Below are 16,239 nucleotides of genomic sequence, written 5' to 3' on the forward strand. Positions count from 1 at the left end.
GCGGCCCGCTGTTTCGCCGTGTCACCGGCAAGGGCAAAGCGGTCGGGCCGGACCGTCTGAACGATCAGGAGGTGGCACGCCTCGTCAAGAAGACGGCGCTCGCCGCCGGCGTGCGCGGCGATCTCTCGCAGGCCGAGCGAAAATCCCTGTTCGCCGGTCATTCGCTGCGCGCCGGGCTTGCCTCTTCGGCCGAGGCCGACGAGCGTCATGTCCAAAAAACAGCTCGGCAATGCCAGCGCCGAAACGACCCACCTCGACCAGAGGCGCCGGGATCGGTTTCGGGTCAATCTTACAAAGGCCGCCGGCCTCCAGCCGCTTGTTGGGGCGCCCTCCCCTGCCTCAGCCAGCGGCGACCGCTAAATAGAGGCAGCCATTCACCAACAGACCGGGGAAGCTTGGTGGCGCAACGGCCCGCCCTTGCGGCCTGGCGAGCCCTGCAAGCAAGCTCAAACGAAGACGACATTCTGCATCTGTGCGCGCAAGCGCGGATCGGTCGATCGTATTTCGATCGGCCGGCCTTGCAGGATCTCGTGGCAGCGGGCCAGCGTATCGGCGGATAGCCGCTTCATCGCCTCGTCGGTGAAGAAGGCGAGATGCGGCAACAGGATGACATTCGTCCGCCCGAATAGCGCGCTGAGCGGGTGGCCCTCCTTCGCCAACGGCTCCTGCCCGTAGACATCCAGTCCGACACCGCCGAGCCGGTCCGCCAGCACCGCGTCGACCAGCGCCGCCTCGTCCACAAGCGCCCCGCGCGACACGTTTAACAACACCGCCGACTGCTTCATACAGTCAAGTTCGGTCGTGCCGATCAGATGTCGTGTCGAGGCGTTCAGCACGGTGTGGAGCGAAACGAAGTCGCATTGGCGCAGCATTGCATGAAGATCGTCGACTTTTTCGATGCCGCAGCCGGCCATCTCTAAGGCATCGACATGCGGATCGTAGCCAAGAACACGCGCCCGGAAGCCAGCCCCCGCCATGCGGGCCATGCTGCGTCCAATCTTGCCCGTTCCCACTAGGCCGACCGTCGCACCGGCGATATCGCGTCCGAGCCAACGCCGCTCCGGCCAGATCCAGCCCTCCCGCTCCATGGCCTGGCCAATCTCCGGCAGGCGCCTGGCGAGCGCAATCATCAGCGCAAAGGCTCCTTCGGCCACGGTTTCCTGCGCATAGTCCGGAACATTGACGACGGGTATGCCACGGATTGATGCTGCCGGAATATCGATGGCGTCAATGCCGACGCCATACTTGACGATCCCCTTGAGCCGCTTTGCCGCCGAGATGACACGGGCGCTGATCGGCGTGTAGCACATGAGCAGTAGGTCGGCGTCCGCCACCTCCTCCATCAGTCTGTCTTCGCAGACCCCATCCGGCAGCGTGACGAGCTCGACACCGTGGGCCCGCAGCCCCGCGTCGATTTCCGGGCAATCGATCTCCTGATCCGTTCGAACGGCCTTCATGACAATACTCCTGCTTCATTCAGTCGTTTCAGCCGGCAAGGATCGCCTGTTCGACGATCGTCAGCGCCCGGTCGAGCTCCTCGCGGGTAATCACCATGGGCGGCGAAAGCGTCATGACGTTGCCCTGGCTGATCTTCAGGCTCAGCCCGGCTTCCATGCACCGGTAGTAGGCTCTTTCGGCCAGCGCGTTGTCCGGCGCGAAATCCACCTGATCGTGTACTAGTTCGACACCGAAAAGCAGGCCGCGACCGCGGACGTCGCCGACCGCGGCGCAACCTTCACCGAAGGTACGCAGCCGATCCATTGCATAGGAGCCGAGTTCGGCCGCCCGCTCCGCAAGTCCCTCCTCCAGGATGATGGAGATCGTGGTCAGCGCGGCGCGCGTGGTCACCGGATTCTTCTCATGCGTATAGTGACCGATGGCATAGTCCCCCGCGACGTCGAGATCGCGCCGCGCGACCACGCCGGCAATTGGCAGGATACCGCCGCCGAGCGACTTGCCAAGCACGAGAATATCGGGAACGACATCGTCATGCTTGCAGGCGAAGAAGCGGCCTGTCTTGCCGAGACCCGTCGGAATTTCATCGAAGATCAGCAAGGTTCCATGCCGGTCGCACGCTTCACGCACCGCTTTCCAGAAGCCCGGCGCTGGCGGATTGGGCGTCGCCCGCATCGGCTCGGCCACGAGCGCGGCGAAATCACCCTCCCGCGCCAGAACATAGGAGATCATGCTGGCGCAGGCGCGGGCGGAACTTTCAAGATCATTCTGGCCGTAGGCACAGTGACGGCTCGCCCAAGGTGCGACGTGCTCTGCACCTGGCAGGAGCGGGCCCGCTATGCCCGAGCGGAAGGTCGCCTCCCCGCCGACACTCGATGCGCCGAAACCCGCACCGTGAAAGGCATCCCAAAACGAGAGCGTCTTGAAGCGGCCGGTCGCAGCGCGGGCTAGCTTCAGCGCGACTTCGATCGCATCCGAACCGCCTGTCGTGAAGAGCACTTTTCCGAGGTCACCGGGCGCCAGCCGGCCCAAGGTCTCGGCAAGCTCTACGGCAGGTTCGCAGGTGAACCGGCGAGGAGCAAAACACAGATCATCGAGCTGATCCTTGATCGCCTGTTTCAACCGCGGATGCCCATAGCCGATATGGTGAACGCTGTTACCATGGAAATCCATGTAGCGCCGGCCGCCAGTATCCTCGATCCAGATGCCCTCGGCCTTCGCGATCGCGGTCAGGCAGGGACTGGAAAGGCTCTGGTGCAGAAACGCCGTAGCATCGCGCGCCACGAGGGAATTAATCCGCTCATTTCCCATGCGGGCATTCCAGGCCCCGCGCGCAGCAGACGTGTTGGCTTCGCCTTCCGTGTGAACCATCGTGGGTGCCGTGGCCTTCATCGCTCTCTCCGGATAGTGCTGGGTTGTGGTGCGATGCAGGATCTATCGCACCTATCGGATGGCGCTCAAAATCGATATTATTGCAGCGACTTAAGAATCGCTCGATACTAGAGAACCCTTCTAACCGGTCCCTCGACTCTCATGCGCTATGTGCAGCTTCGGGCATTCCATCATGTCGCTTTGGCCGGCAGCTTTTCCAAAGCGGCCCGTGCTCTAAGCCTCACGCAGCCCGCCATTTCGGATCAGGTGCGCTGGCTTGAGGAGGAGTATGATGTCGCGCTGTTCGTGCGAAAACACCGCCATGTCGAACTGACAGCGGCAGGCTCACGGCTTCTGGCGGCAACACGCCGCCTGTTCGATGCAGAAGGGGAGGCACTCGAGGTTCTGCAGGAGGAGCGGTCGCTGCGTGCAGGCATGCTTCGAATCGCGGCAGACTCGGTCGATCACGTCCTTGATGTACTCACCGATTTTCAGCGCCGGTTTCCCGGCATCCAGATCAAGATCGTCCGAGGAAATTCCCACAGCATCGTGGAGGATCTGCTCGCTTATGACGTCGATCTTGGCGTGCTCGGCGAATTGCTTGATGAGCGCCCGTTCGAAGTGTTTTCGCTCAATGTCTCACCGGTCGTTCTTTTCGTCGCACGGACCCATCCGCTTGCAGCGCGCGCGAGCCTTTCGCTCGAAGCACTGAGCGCCTGGCCCTTGGTAATGAGGGAACATGGCTCGCGCACCCGGCTGATGGTCGAGAAACTCGCGGAGGCGCAAGGTCTCACCCTGCGCTACGCGATCGAGGCGGAGGGCAGGGAGGCCATCCAGCGCATCGTTGCCACCGGCATCGGTGTGGGCATCGTCTCCGAAGCGGAATTCGACAACGACCCGAGGCTGGTCAAGATCGCGCTCGAACACCAACCCCTGACCATGCATGAAAAGCTGATATGCCTGAAGGATCGGCGCAACAGCAAGGCAATCCAGGCGTTCTTCGCGAGCGCCCGCGCGCTCGCGCAAGGATAATTCCACCGCCTGCCACGCGCCCCAAACCTATCGCCTCTCATCGATGCGGGGCAGGAACCAGGCCAGCAACCCAGCCAGCGGAAGGAACGAGCAGAGCCGGTAAACGGTCTCTACTCCATAACTATCCGCCACGCCGCCAAGGATCGCCGCGGCAATTCCACCAAGACCGAAGTTCAAACCGTAAAACAGGCCGCCGATCAAGCCGATACGATTTGGTAGGAGTTCCATCGCATAGATCAGGATCGACGCGAAGGCGCTCGCCATGATCAGATTGATCATCACTGTCAGCACACCCGTCCAGAAAAGGTCGGCATAGGGCAGGAGCAACGTCAGCGGCAGCGGCCCAAGCACCGATATCCAGATGATGCGATATCGCCCGATCCGATCGCCAACAATCCCTCCGATCAACACGCCGACCGCCGCGGCCAAAAGGAAGATGAACAGCATCATCTGGGCGGAGGGAATAGAGAGGCCGAACCTGTCCATCAGATAGAAGGTATAGAACGAGCGGAAACTCTCGCCATAGGCGTTCTTTGAAAACATCAGCAACGTCAACATGACAAGGCCGATGGCGATGGTGAGAGGGGCGTGCTCGACATGTGCGCCACCATCCTTTTTGGCAGTCGCTCGCATCGCAACGAACTCGGCGCTGATCTCCCGCTGTCTGCTGCCGATCCAGACCAGCAGCAGCATGGCGGAGAGGGCGGCAACCGCAAACCACGCCAGGCTTGGCTGCCCCAGGGGCACAATGATCAACGCAGCGAAAACAGGCCCGAGCGCACCACCCGCTTGCCCTCCCACCTGGAAAATGCCTTGCGCCAGACCTTGCCGGCCACCGGCGGCATAGCGCGCCATCCTCGTTGCCTCCGGATGGAAGATCGATGAGCCGATACCGATCAGCGCGACGGATATCAGAATGGCGGTATAGCTCTGGGCAAAGGCCAGACTGAGCATACCGGATAGGGTGAACATCATCCCGACCACCGGTGAGAACGGGGCAGGGTGCCGATCGGTCACCATGCCGATCACCGGCTGCAACAGCGACCCGGCGATCTGAAAGGTCATGGTGATCATGCCGATCTGCACGAAGTCCAGCGCAAAGGCTTCCTTCAGGATCGGGTAGGCCGCAGGGATCAGCGACTGCATCAGGTCGTTCAACAGATGCGTCATTGCCAACACGAGCAGCACGGCGATGTGGGTTCGCGGGCGAGGGGAGGAGGCTATTGCAGTGGTCATTTGAATACCGCCGGATTTCTCGAAATTAGCATGCAGGACGATCGATCCTTCAAAACTCACCCTTGATCGCAAGGCGCGTGATAAGCAAGCGCGAGACGCAGAAATTTCACTCGTCGAACTGCCTGCGGAGGAAGGCCTCCGTTCTGGGCGGGGAGGGGAGACAGGCTTGGTGACTACGAGCCGGCACCCTCGTGTTAAGGACGGCCGAGCCGGGCGCTGGATATTACGTGGCCGTGCCGGAACCGGACCTTGTTTTAGAAGATAAGAAGGAACTGCAAATGGATGAGCAAACCGAGACGATGACGATCTCCAACCGGAGTGATTTCGCTCAATGGGCAATCGAACGCGCTAAGGCGATCGTTGCGGAGCAGGGTGGCGACCTCGCTGTTGCTGCAAGAGACAAGAGCGACGAAGAGATCGCGGTCCCCGCAAACGCACTTGGCCAGGCCATCGTCGATGCCTTGCTCGAGGTGTTCGACGGGTTGCTGCCGCAGGACTAGTGGACAGGTTCCGCCGCTACAAATTCTCCACGACAGGCCGAAGGCTGACCCAAACCGGAATACCTTCCAGTTCCAGCTCGCGAACGGGGAGGGGAGGCGGCTTGTCTCCCCATGCACTCTAGTTCTTGCCAATGAATCTGTTGGGATCTCCCAACAGCTCCAGGACGAGCCTCATCGCGCGCAAAAAATGCGCACCGCCCATCTCGCCCTTACCCTTCCGACCCTGCGCAGGGAAGGGCGCGTTGGGAGCTCCCAACAACCGGCTGCCGCTTGAAGGCAGGCGTCACGCCGATTGTTTCTGTCGTCCCCCATTGGCACGGTTGAGCGCCATCAGCATCGGTCCCAGAGTGAATTCGCCCTTTCTCGCCCGCTCGGTCAAATCGCGCAAATAGCCCCCGGGCGAATTGATGTGACCAGCTCGTTCGAGAATGCAGGCAATCACCACGGCAGCGCCCTCCGCGCCCATAACCTCGGCGGCCTCCTCATAGGCTGACGGAGAAATACCGAGCATCGCGCGGGCCACGGCCGATGCCATCATCAAATCCCGCCATTGGCTGATGGCCCCACCGGGTCCGTAATCCGAAATCTCCGGGCAGGCCCGCAGCACCATGTCCAACGGATATATTTTGATCGGCTCGTTCCGACGTCCAGAAACTTCACTCGGCCTCGCATCCTGCTCTTTTCGAGAGCGAGGTTCAAAATCAGGAGGAGATTCGGTATTTGAATTCTGTATGTGCTGACGGTTTTCGTCATCATTGGCAGCGTTTTTTTGCAAATTTAACTGCGTTTCCAGCGTGTTGACGATTCCCTCGCGCAGCAGCAGCATTTCGTCGAGGCCGTCGGTGAGCTCGCTCAGGGTTTTGGCAGCTCTAAGGCGGGCCACAGCGGCAATGTAAAGGCCCTCCACCTTCTCCCAGTCGCCTGCAGCTCCCTCTTCCAGGGCAGCGGAAATGAGCTTGCGGATATCCCGCCTTGCGATCGTGATCCGCTCCTTGATGATCTTGATCCGCCGGCGCTCTTCCGCCACCTCCTCCGCCATCAGGGCGAGCTCCTCGCTTCTGGCGAGCAGGGGCGCGAGGTTGAAGCCATAGGCTGTCTCGATCTCTCCGCCCCGCCCCTTGCGCGCGTAGCGCTTGCCATTCGGGCTGTCGTTACGGTGTATCAACCCGGCCTGAACGAGCAGCGCCAGGTTCTCGCGGAGCGTCGTTCCCGCGATGCCATTGGCACGTGCAGACAATTGGACATTGGATGGAAAGACAATGAGGTTGGCCTCGTCGCTCAACTCTGTCTGCGGGTAGAACGACAGAAGCGCGTTGAGAACGGCCAGCGCGCGATCACGCAATCCGAGCAGCGAACGGGCGTCACAGGTGTCGCGATATATCTTCCATTTGTCGACGGACTTGCCCTGCTTGATGTCTGCCGTTGCAAACTGGTTTTTCACCAAGGCAAGCGTCATCGGCCGGCGCCCGAAGGGCGTCGTCACCTGTCCACTCTGCATTTTCCTCTACCTTTATGAAGGCAACAGAAAAACGCTCACCAAAAATGGTGCCAAAGACTCTTGACGGCGATTCCGGGAAATGCGATTCTCTAGCTGTTCACACTACGAGAAGGGCTTCCGGATCCATTTCGGGGGCCTTTTTCTTTGCCAAGTTTCACCGCTCATCGAACGATTTGCATCTTGGCTTAATCCATCACGTCATCCCTCTCCGGTTTGCGTCTGAAATTGCTTGTATAGTTCATCCAGCTTTGCCGAGACGAACTGAGCGAATTCGGGCACTACCGCTTCCTCGAACACGATGGATGTCTTTCCATCGCGCTCTTCGATGCGAGCACCGCGCTTGCCCACTGGCGTGTTCCAGGCGCGAACCGTCGCGCGCGGTTTCGCCGCCGGCTCCTGCAGGGCGCGGAGAATTGCCTCGAAGCGGGTGTCACTGTCGGCTTTCTTGACCGCAAGAGCGCCGGCAACGTCGCGTGCAATCGAAACCTTGTCCGGCGAGGTGAGCTTTTCGACGAGCAACAGCCAGCGTGCCCGCCCCGCCTTCGGCGCGGGTCCAATCAGCCCTACGAGATCAGCCGGGACATCGCGCGCGACCGAAATATACCGGCTGACATCCGCCTTGTCCGCGCCGAGCGCAGAAACGATCGTCGTCCGGTCGCAGCCCTCGTCCTCGAGATTCTTTGCAAAAAAGGCCTTCTCGATGAAAGACAGATCCTTGCGGTCGAGGTTTTCACGCCCCTGTGCAACGATGAGCTCCGCGTCGGCCAGATCGCGAACGATCGCCCGGACAGGGCGGCCGAGCCTTTCGGCGGCCTTGAGCCGGCGGCGACCATAGGCAATCTGGAAGCGGCCGGGCGACTGCACGTTCGCGCGCACGAGGATCGGCACCTGTTGCCCGTGCTCGGACATGCTGTGCACCAGTTCGTCAAATGCGGGATCGATATCAAACGGGATACGGTCGGCAACGCCCCAATTGTCGATCAACGCAGGATCGATGGAGATGACCGCATCGCCATCGGCGAGCTGCTGCTGCAAGCGCGTGGCCTGCTTTGCATTTTCCGCCATTTCCTGCAGCGAAGCGCCCATGGCGGAAATCGCGCCGGTGCGCACCCGCTCGGCTGACTTGGCGGAGGAAGAGGGGAGGGTGGAACCCGGCTTCTTCAGGAAGAGGGAATCGATTGCATCCCGTCTGCTCATCGCGGCTCTCCAGAGTTGCGGTTGGTCGTCATATGCGCCCCCATGCCTGTTTGATGAGCATTTCAACTTCGGAGTTCACCGCGTCGAGTGCTTCCATTGCGCGGTCGTAGGTCGAGCGCGTCAGGTTTTCCCGGCCAATTTCGTAAAGCGTCTGCTTCGTCAGGCCTGCATCCGACACCGCGGCCGACTTGACCATCGGGTTGGTCAGGACATGGTCATCGAACAGGTTCCGAAGCAGGGCCGCAACTTTCGTCTGCGGCGCATCCTGCGGCTCGAAGCGGGTCAGGAGGTAGCGGATGAAATCGTATTTCAGTTCGCCACCAGCATCGCGAACAACGCCCAGCAGATCTCGCGTCATGAGCAGGAACTGGCTCATTGAGGAGATATCGAGCATTTGCGGATGGACAGTCACGATCATGGAGGTGGCTGCACACAGCCCGCTCAAGGTCAGGAAACCGAGCTGTGGCGGGCAATCGATCACCACCACGTCGTAGCGGTCGGCCACTTCATCAAGCGCGGCCGCTACACGGGCAAAGAAGAGAGCCTCACCGGATCGCGTGCCGGCGCTCAATGCCTTCGGCGTGGTGTGCTCAAACTCCATCAGTTCGAGATTTCCCGGAACGAGATCGAGCCCTTCGAAATAGGTCGGGCGGATAATATCGGAAAGCTTGCGGCGTTCCGCATCGTACCGGATTGCCGCATAGAGGGTCTGGTTAGCGGTAACGTCGAGTTCCGGCAGAACGCCCAGAAGGGCCGAAAGGCTCGCCTGCGGGTCGAGGTCGACGGCAAGGACCCGGTAGCCCTGAAGCGCCAGATATTGCGCCAGATGGGCGGTCGTCGTCGTCTTGCCGGATCCGCCCTTGAAATTCGTAACAGCAAGAACCTGAAGATGTTCGCCGTCGCGGCGATGCGGCACGAATTCAAAACTCTCACGACCGCGAGCGGACCGTGCAAGCAGAGCACGGATCTCATTGATATTGGCCAGGGTATAGAGGCGGCGGCCGTTGCTGGCGACTTCGGGCTGGGGACCTTCTCCCGCCAGGCTCATCTTGCGCAACGTCGAGTCAGAAACACCGATCAGACGCGCAGCTTCGCCAGACGTGAAGCGACGGAGCGTCTTCACAGAAGACGGCGCAAGCAATGCTTCACTCATGGATTGAAGCTGTGAACTCAAGAGCTCAGCCTGGGCACCGATCGTCTCGTCGACGCTTGGCAATGCCATGCGGTTTGGTTTAATCGCCACGCTCACGTTGATTTCTCTCATCACGGATTTTTCGCCGGAATGGCATATTTATCGTGACGATACGCAAAAGCCATTCATTGGCAAGAGCTTAATGGATATCAGGAGGTCGACGGCAGAGCTGAAAGCCGTTTGAAAAATCGTAATTATCCGTTGCATTTCAGTGCCTTATAGAATTTCAGCGCGACTGGAAGGCTGCCTCCTTATCCTGTGACTTCAGCAGCATCCTCCGCGCAGGCCCTTGGATCCCACATGAAATCCGTGCTCTCCGCTCCAGAAATCCATGGACGCATGCGATTCTGATTCGCTCCCATACCTCACCGGTCCTATAGCAGCATATGGAATGCAGCCCTTTCCAGCGGGAAGCCGAAATCGTCGGGAGGGCGCCGCTCCACACGGCACGCGAGTTGCCCCCGCCAAGTCCCAATCCCCGCAAGTTCCCGATTGAACCGATGCAACAAATGCGGGTTTGGAGCGTTGTCGTTGCTTGAGGTTCCGGCCGAGGATTTGTCGGTCGGGAGCCAGTATGTGGAGGGGATTTATGAGTGGTGAGCCGGTCGCTGAAACCTTGTCTCAGGTCGAGGGCGGGCACGCCGACATCGTGCGCTTTGCCGCCTGGCTCGGCGCGGCTGCCATTCTTATAGCAGCGCTCTATTTCGGACAGGGGATCCTTATTCCCCTTGCGGTGGCTTTCCTTATCGGTTTTGCGCTGAACCCCGTCGTGACCTGGCTTTCCCGACGCGGTTTTCCCCGTGCGGTTGCCGTTATCACGGTGATGCTTGTTCTCGTAATGCTGGTGGCAGCCCTTGGTTTTCTGGTCACGAGCCAACTGCGCACATTGAGCGCACAGCTACCTGTCTACCAGACGACGATCCGTGAAAAAGTCCACGATCTCAGCGCGGGGATGCGCGGGCCGGGTATTCTGGACAAAGCCATGAAGACAGTGGAAGTCGTGCAATCGGAGGTCAGCCCTGATGACGCGACCTCCAAGGCGGAGGCCCTGCCGCCGCCGCAGCGCGTCGAGGTCGTCGACCCGTCCTACACGCCCCTCAAAACGGCTATCACATGGCTTGCTCCTGCCGTTGAGCCGATTGCTACCGCCGGCATCGTGCTTGTGTTCGTTTTCCTCGTTTTGCTCGATCGCAGCGACCTGCGTGACCGGCTCATCAGGCTTCTTGGCGGCAACTTGCACCGATCAACCGATGCCATGCAGGAAGCCGGCAGGCGCATATCGAAATACCTGCTGATGCAGCTTGTGGTGAATGTGTCCTACGGCATCCCCATGGGGCTTGGACTTTGGGCGATCGGCGTTCCGGGGTGGCTGCTGTGGGGAACGCTCGCGGCGCTGATGCGCTTCGTACCCTATGTCGGCCCGATGCTCTCGGCGATTTTCCCGATCGCGCTCGCCTTTTCCGTGGATCCCGGCTGGAACATGGTCCTGCTGACGATCGGGCTGATCGTTTTTCTCGAACTGGTCAGCAACAATGTCGTGGAGCCCATGCTCTACGGGTCCAGCACGGGGCTGTCGGCCATGTCGTTGATTGCCGCCGCGACGTTCTGGACGGCTTTGTGGGGGCCTGTCGGTCTCATACTGTCCACTCCGCTTACCGTCTGCCTGCTGGTTCTGGGGCGCAGCCATCCGCAGCTCCAGTTCCTTGATACCCTGCTCGGGTCGGAACCTGTTCTTGACGTCCCCACGCGGATCTATCAGCGCCTGCTGGCGGATGACCCGGAAGAAGCCCTTGAGATCGTGGACGAAACTCTGGAAGACGACAAAATCGTCGATTTCTACAACGACTACGGCATCGAGGTCCTGCGGCGCGTCAGCGATGATTATCTCAGCAACGCCCGGGCAGAGCACCGCTTGCGCGTAGCCAATGGCATGGACATGCTCCTGGATGACTTGCGGGAGGAATATCCAGCGGCGCTAGACCCGTCCTCCAGACCGCGCGTCGCTTGTATCGGGGGCAAGTGGGAGATCGACAGCGTCGCCTGCGAGATGCTGGTCCATGCACTGGCGCTCGAAGGAATCGCCGCCGTGGAGCGGCGTGAAGGCGTCGTGACCGCACGCTACCTGAGCGGGCTGGAGCTCGACGGCATCGACATCATCTGCCTTAGCTACTTCAGTCGTGACCCGGGAGTCCCTGCAAGGACCTTCTGTCGCCGGCTTCGCAAGCTCTGGCCGGGCAAGAAAATCGTGCTTGCTCTATGGAACGCGCCGGAATCGCTGCTTGAAAGTGAGGCGGTCGAGCGGCTTGGGGCGGAAGAGGCCGTCAATTCCGTGCATGAAGCCGTCAGACGAATACACCGTATGATCGCGCCGGAAGCCGCACGCGAAACCCAGATAGCCGCCGCCCCCGAGAACGATGCGGAGAGGGTCAAGGCGCTGGTGGACACCCAGGTGCTGGACGGTCATGCCCGTGAGGATCTTGACGGGCTCGCCAAGCGCGCCGCCGATGTCTTCGACGTCCGTTTCGCCGTGATTTCCGCTATCGACGAGAAGAATGAGTTCATTGTCGGCCAAAGCAAGGATCTTCCCGGCAAGCTCACGCGCAACGGAACCGATATGATCACCATGCCCCGGGATGAAGCCATATGCGATCATGTCGTGAGCAAGGGGCAAACGCTTGTGGTCGATGATACGCAGCGTGATCCGCGCTTCGCCGACCATCCCGCCATCAAGCTCTGGGAAACACGCTTTTATGCCGGCGCGCCCTTGATGACGACTGACGGGATGGTGCTGGGAGCCTTGTGCCTGCTCGATACGGAACCTCGAACCCTCCAGCCCGAGGAGCTGGAATTGCTGGAGTCGATGGCGGCCGACGTCGTCTCGACGATCACCGGGAATGATATTGCACCACCATCGCCTGCACGCGACCGTGAGGGGACCGGCGCCAAGCTCGGTCAGAGAGTTCCGGACTAGCTCCCGCTGTGGACGGGCCTATTGCAGTTGGCGCCGCGCTGCCTCTATTCCCGCGCTGCCAGCGGGTCTTGTCACGCGTCCGAACTCGAAGGAAGCCTGTTCCTGACGATCGCGGCATGGATCCGCGCGCCATGGATCAAGGCCTCGTCGTTGAAGTCATAGCCGGGATGGTGAAGGGGCGGGCACGTTTCACCATTGCCGATGAAGGCGAAGCAACCGGGCACACGCGTCTGGAACCGCGCGAAATCCTCGGAGGCGGTCATCGGCTCGGCGCGAAGCGCAACCGTGCGGGATACCGGACCTGCGGCAGCCATCATCTCCTCGGTGAGAGAGGCATCGTTGATCGTGGGCACGAATTCGCGCGTGTACTTGACGTCAGCTTCCACACCGTGCCCCTCGGCAATGCCGCGGGCGATGCGGCGCATTTCCTCCTCGATCCGGGCCGAGACCTCAGGGCGGAAGCTCCGGCAGTCGCCCAGAACCCGTGCCCGGCTAGGCAGGGCGTTGCGCGTTCCGTCCGTAAGAAGTTCGGTGACGGAAACCACGGCAATCTCGGAGGGGTCGAGACGGCGGGCAACGATCGTCTGCAGGTCGAGAACCAGCGCGCAGGCCGGCACCATGACCTCGCGCCCCCAGTCGGGGCGGGAGGCGTGACCGCCTTTGCCATTGATGGTGATCTCGAAAATATCCTCCGCCGACATGATGGGGCCGGGTCGGGTTTCGAAATGCCCGAGCGGCAAGCCGGGCATGTTGTGAAGACCGTAGATCTCATCGAATGGAAACCGTTCCATCAGCCCGTCGTCCAGCATCGCGAGCGCACCCTGGCCCCATTCTTCCGCCGGCTGAAACAGGAAGCGCACGGTTCCGTCGAAGCCACCGTCCTCGGCAAGAAGCTTTGCTGCGCCAAGCAGCATTGCGGTATGCCCGTCGTGGCCGCAGGCATGCATGGTGCCGGGGGTGGCAGAGGCCCATTGCGCGCCCGTCGCTTCGGTGATCCGCAGGGCGTCCATATCGGCGCGTAGCGCGATGGCACGGTTCGACGTGCCGCGCTTGAGCGTGCCGACGACGCCGGTACCACCAACGCCCTCGGCAACCTCGATGCCAAAGTTGCGCAGGGTTTCGGCGACGAAGGCCGCGGTGCGTCTCTCCTCGAAGCCGAATTCGGGATGGCGGTGAAGATCACGCCGCCACGCGGTCATTTGTGCCTGAAGCTTTTCGAGATCGGTCATTGGCTGAGCTTCCTTGCGACGTCGAGGAGAATGTTGGCCCCTGCGACCAGATCGCTGTCCGCGGTAAATTCCGCCGGGTTGTGGCTGATGCCGCCCTTCGAGGGAACGAAGATCATCGCCGAGGGAGCGATACGCGCAATCATCTGCGCGTCATGGCCCGCTCCGGAGGTCATGCGGCGACAAACCAGTTGCCGCTCCGCCGCGGATGCTTCGATGGCGGCAACGATCTCCGGCTCGAAGATCACGGGCTGAAAGCGGGCCAACCGTTCAGCCTTCACCTCGAAACCTTCGTTACGCAGACCGTCGAGGAACGCATCGAGCGCCGTCTCCTGCCCCTGCAACAGCACCTCGTCGGGATTGCGCAGGTCAACGGTGAAGGTGGCCGCTGAAGGTATGACATTGATCGCGTTCGGCTCGAAGCGGATCGTTCCGACCGTTGCGACGGCGCCTTCTGTGTTGCGGGCGAGCTGATCGAGAAAGACGAGAACGCGGCCGGCGGCGACACCGGCGTCGCGGCGCATCGCCATGGGGGTGGTGCCCGCATGATTGGCCGTGCCGCCGATGGTGATTTTCTGCCAGGAAATGCCCTGCAGGTTTTCCACCGCACCGATCGGCCGGCCTTCAGCCTCCAGGATCGGTCCCTGCTCGATATGCAGTTCGACATAGGCATGCGGTTTCAGGAAGCCCGGCTCACGCGAGCCGACATAGCCGATACGGCCAAGCTCCGCGCCAAGCGTCGTTCCATCCGTCCCGACGATGGCCAGCGCCTCATCGGCCGAGAGGCCGCCAACGGCCACAAGGCTGCCCATCATGTCGGGTGCGTAGCGAACGCCTTCCTCGTTGGTATAGGCGACAACGGCCAGAGGACGCGACGGTCTCAGGCCCGCCTGCTGCATCGCCTCGATCACGGCAAGGCCCGACAACACGCCGTAGCAGCCGTCATAGATACCCGCGTCGATGACGGTGTCGATATGCGATCCCATGATGACAGGGTCGCCCGCCGCACCTTCCGGCTCCCATATGCCATGGATGTTGCCGATGCGATCGATCTCGATCCGCAGCCCGGCTTTCCGGAGCCAGTTGCACAGGAGGTCACGCCCTTCGCGGTCCGCATCGGTGGCGGCAAGGCGGCAAAGCCGTCCCGCCTCGTCACGGCCGGTCGCACCGAGTTCCTTCAAGCGCCCGATCAGGCGGGCGGCGTCGACCCCGATGGTCATGCTGCGGTTCCCTTCAGGACGGTTTCGGGGCTGCGTCCGACGATCTTTTCGTAGAGCGCCGGATCGGTGGCGCCTTCCGTGTTGATGACCAGCACACGCGCCTCCCGGCCAAGCCCTATCGTTGCGGCGAGTTCAGGGTCGCGCAGCACGGTCAGGACACCAGCCAGACCCGCGCCGCCGCTTTCGCCGGCTACCACCACCGGATCACCGGCGACGGGAGAGGCCAGACGGCGCATCACCTCGGGCGCAACGTCCTCATCCACGGTCATGAAGCCGTCCGCTACCCGTTCGAGAATGCGGAAAGCAACCATCGACGGTTCGTAGCATTCCAGCATCGCCATGACGGTCGGCTCGGCGTCTTCCACCTTCACGATATGGCCAGCCCGGGCGCTTTCGTAGAGGCAGGCGGCGCGCGCGGGATCAACGACGGTGACATGCGGCCGCTTGTCTGCAAGCGCGATGGCCAGATGCCCGGCGACGGAGGCGGCAAAGCCGCCGACACCCGCCTGAAGGAAGACATGGGTCGGCATCTCCGGCAGCGCGGACAGGATTTCGCGTACCATCGCGGTGTAGCCCTGCGCCACAAGGCCGGGAATGTATTCGTAACCGGGCCAGGATGTGTCGGACAAGACTGTCCAACCCTGCTCGGTCGCGACGCGGGTCGCCTCGGAGACGGAGAAGTCGTAGTTACCCTCGACGCGCACCATCTCGGCACCGAAACGGGCAATCGCCGCGATCCGCGCCTCGCTGACCCCGGAATGGACGAAGATCACGGCGCGCGCGCCCATCAGCTCGGCGCCCTGGGCGACGGAGCGACCGTGATTGCCATCGGTGGCGCAGGCGAAGGTCATGGTCGCGGCAATAGCGCGAACCTCGTCCGACATCAGCTCGTTTATAGCGACCTCGCGGCCGAGACGGCGAGAGGCTTCTTCCCGCACCAGGATCATCAGCGCATAGGCGCCGCCGAGCGCCTTGAAGGAGCCAAGCCCCAGACGGAAACCTTCATCCTTGATGTGCAGCGAGCCGAGCCCCAGCTCCCCGGCAAGCCCCGGAAGAGCGTGCAGCGGGGTTGCGGCGTTGCTCTCGCGCAATGCAAGCACTTGTGCCACCTGCTCGACCGCCGCCAGGCTCAGCGTTTCGGCATCGCGGATGTCCAGAGGCTGGCCGTGCGAGGGAAGGGTATTCATCAAATAGGGCGTGGTGGACATTGGCGGCTCCCGGCAGGTCAAGAACTGATTGATGAAATACTATTTCAAGGCCTGAGAGAAAGGCGCTGCATTTTAGTGCGTTCGATGCAATTTTTCTTCGTTTTTGCGCTCCGATTCTGACTTTTGTTTCGTG

General features: G+C 61.5%; 12 protein-coding genes and 1 pseudogene. 4 read left to right on the top strand and 9 right to left on the bottom strand.

What is annotated here, in order from left to right; all coding sequences use genetic code 11:
• Positions 1 to 360 (top strand): annotated as a pseudogene (locus tag WA950_RS04775) (hypothetical protein); the annotation flags it as partial.
• Between the two features lie 86 nt (positions 361 to 446).
• On the opposite strand, the gene WA950_RS04780 reads toward WA950_RS04775, so the two are convergent.
• On the bottom strand, positions 447 to 1,457 hold the full coding sequence (locus tag WA950_RS04780) for a 2-hydroxyacid dehydrogenase (RefSeq protein WP_424550545.1): 1,011 nt from the start codon (positions 1,455 to 1,457) through the stop codon (positions 447 to 449).
• A 28-nt stretch (positions 1,458 to 1,485) separates the two neighbouring features.
• Positions 1,486 to 2,847, bottom strand: coding sequence for a (R)-1-hydroxy-2-aminoethylphosphonate ammonia-lyase (pbfA, locus tag WA950_RS04785; protein WP_424550546.1), 1,362 nt, complete (start codon positions 2,845 to 2,847; stop codon positions 1,486 to 1,488).
• Between the two features lie 141 nt (positions 2,848 to 2,988).
• On the opposite strand from pbfA, the gene WA950_RS04790 reads away from it, so the two are divergent.
• On the top strand, positions 2,989 to 3,858 hold the full coding sequence (locus WA950_RS04790; RefSeq protein WP_424550547.1) for a LysR substrate-binding domain-containing protein: 870 nt from the start codon (positions 2,989 to 2,991) through the stop codon (positions 3,856 to 3,858).
• 27 nt (positions 3,859 to 3,885) lie between these two features.
• Here the strand turns inward: WA950_RS04790 and WA950_RS04795 are convergent, their stop codons facing one another.
• Entirely contained in the window at positions 3,886 to 5,094 is a 1,209-nt protein-coding gene (locus WA950_RS04795; RefSeq protein ID WP_424550548.1) for an MFS transporter, read from the bottom strand.
• 278 nt (positions 5,095 to 5,372) lie between these two features.
• On the opposite strand from WA950_RS04795, the gene WA950_RS04800 reads away from it, so the two are divergent.
• Positions 5,373 to 5,594: a hypothetical protein gene (locus WA950_RS04800; protein ID WP_424550632.1), complete on the top strand. Its 222-nt coding sequence runs from the start codon at positions 5,373 to 5,375 to the stop codon at positions 5,592 to 5,594.
• 283 nt (positions 5,595 to 5,877) lie between these two features.
• On the opposite strand, the gene repC is transcribed toward WA950_RS04800, so the two are convergent.
• The 3 genes from repC to repA all read right to left on the bottom strand — a co-directional run bounded on the left by repC (position 5,878) and on the right by repA (position 9,553).
• Complete coding sequence (gene repC, locus WA950_RS04805) at positions 5,878 to 7,092, bottom strand: plasmid replication protein RepC (RefSeq protein WP_424550549.1); 1,215 nt, start codon at positions 7,090 to 7,092, stop codon at positions 5,878 to 5,880.
• A gap of 198 nt (positions 7,093 to 7,290) precedes the next feature.
• Complete coding sequence (repB, locus tag WA950_RS04810; RefSeq protein WP_424550550.1) at positions 7,291 to 8,289, bottom strand: plasmid partitioning protein RepB; 999 nt, start codon at positions 8,287 to 8,289, stop codon at positions 7,291 to 7,293.
• A 28-nt stretch (positions 8,290 to 8,317) separates the two neighbouring features.
• Positions 8,318 to 9,553, bottom strand: coding sequence for a plasmid partitioning protein RepA (repA, locus tag WA950_RS04815; RefSeq protein ID WP_424550551.1), 1,236 nt, complete (start codon positions 9,551 to 9,553; stop codon positions 8,318 to 8,320).
• 517 nt (positions 9,554 to 10,070) lie between these two features.
• Here repA and WA950_RS04820 point away from each other — a divergent pair.
• Positions 10,071 to 12,452, top strand: a complete 2,382-nt coding sequence (locus WA950_RS04820; RefSeq protein WP_424550552.1) for an AI-2E family transporter — start codon at positions 10,071 to 10,073, stop codon at positions 12,450 to 12,452.
• 71 nt (positions 12,453 to 12,523) lie between these two features.
• On the opposite strand, the gene WA950_RS04825 is transcribed toward WA950_RS04820, so the two are convergent.
• From WA950_RS04825 to WA950_RS04835, 3 genes are read right to left on the bottom strand one after another with little or no spacing between them, the layout of a single operon-like run.
• A complete protein-coding gene (locus WA950_RS04825) occupies positions 12,524 to 13,681 on the bottom strand; it encodes a M20 aminoacylase family protein (RefSeq protein ID WP_424550553.1) in 1,158 nt (385 codons plus the stop codon).
• A complete protein-coding gene (locus WA950_RS04830) occupies positions 13,678 to 14,898 on the bottom strand; it encodes a Zn-dependent hydrolase (protein WP_424550554.1) in 1,221 nt (406 codons plus the stop codon). Before WA950_RS04830 ends, WA950_RS04825 begins: the two co-directional genes overlap by 4 nt.
• A complete protein-coding gene (locus WA950_RS04835) occupies positions 14,895 to 16,106 on the bottom strand; it encodes a diaminopropionate ammonia-lyase (protein ID WP_424550555.1) in 1,212 nt (403 codons plus the stop codon). Before WA950_RS04835 ends, WA950_RS04830 begins: the two co-directional genes overlap by 4 nt.
• Positions 16,107 to 16,239 lie beyond the last annotated feature (133 nt).

Origin of the sequence: Shinella sp. (assembly GCF_049651085.1) — a bacterium.
Lineage (GTDB): Bacteria > Pseudomonadota > Alphaproteobacteria > Rhizobiales > Rhizobiaceae > Shinella.

Bases quoted from the DNA above. Each gene is read 5' to 3' on its own strand.
- WA950_RS04780 (WP_424550545.1), bottom strand. From the start codon at position 1,457: ATGAAGGCCGTTCGAACGGATCAGGAGATCGATTGCCCGGAAATCGAC.
- pbfA (WP_424550546.1), bottom strand. From the start codon at position 2,847: ATGAAGGCCACGGCACCCACGATGGTTCACACGGAAGGCGAAGCCAAC.
- WA950_RS04790 (WP_424550547.1), top strand. From the start codon at position 2,989: ATGCGCTATGTGCAGCTTCGGGCATTCCATCATGTCGCTTTGGCCGGC.
- WA950_RS04795 (WP_424550548.1), bottom strand. From the start codon at position 5,094: ATGACCACTGCAATAGCCTCCTCCCCTCGCCCGCGAACCCACATCGCC.
- WA950_RS04800 (WP_424550632.1), top strand. From the start codon at position 5,373: ATGGATGAGCAAACCGAGACGATGACGATCTCCAACCGGAGTGATTTC.
- repC (WP_424550549.1), bottom strand. From the start codon at position 7,092: ATGCAGAGTGGACAGGTGACGACGCCCTTCGGGCGCCGGCCGATGACG.
- repB (WP_424550550.1), bottom strand. From the start codon at position 8,289: ATGAGCAGACGGGATGCAATCGATTCCCTCTTCCTGAAGAAGCCGGGT.
- repA (WP_424550551.1), bottom strand. From the start codon at position 9,553: ATGAGAGAAATCAACGTGAGCGTGGCGATTAAACCAAACCGCATGGCA.
- WA950_RS04820 (WP_424550552.1), top strand. From the start codon at position 10,071: ATGAGTGGTGAGCCGGTCGCTGAAACCTTGTCTCAGGTCGAGGGCGGG.
- WA950_RS04825 (WP_424550553.1), bottom strand. From the start codon at position 13,681: ATGACCGATCTCGAAAAGCTTCAGGCACAAATGACCGCGTGGCGGCGT.
- WA950_RS04830 (WP_424550554.1), bottom strand. From the start codon at position 14,898: ATGACCATCGGGGTCGACGCCGCCCGCCTGATCGGGCGCTTGAAGGAA.
- WA950_RS04835 (WP_424550555.1), bottom strand. From the start codon at position 16,106: ATGTCCACCACGCCCTATTTGATGAATACCCTTCCCTCGCACGGCCAG.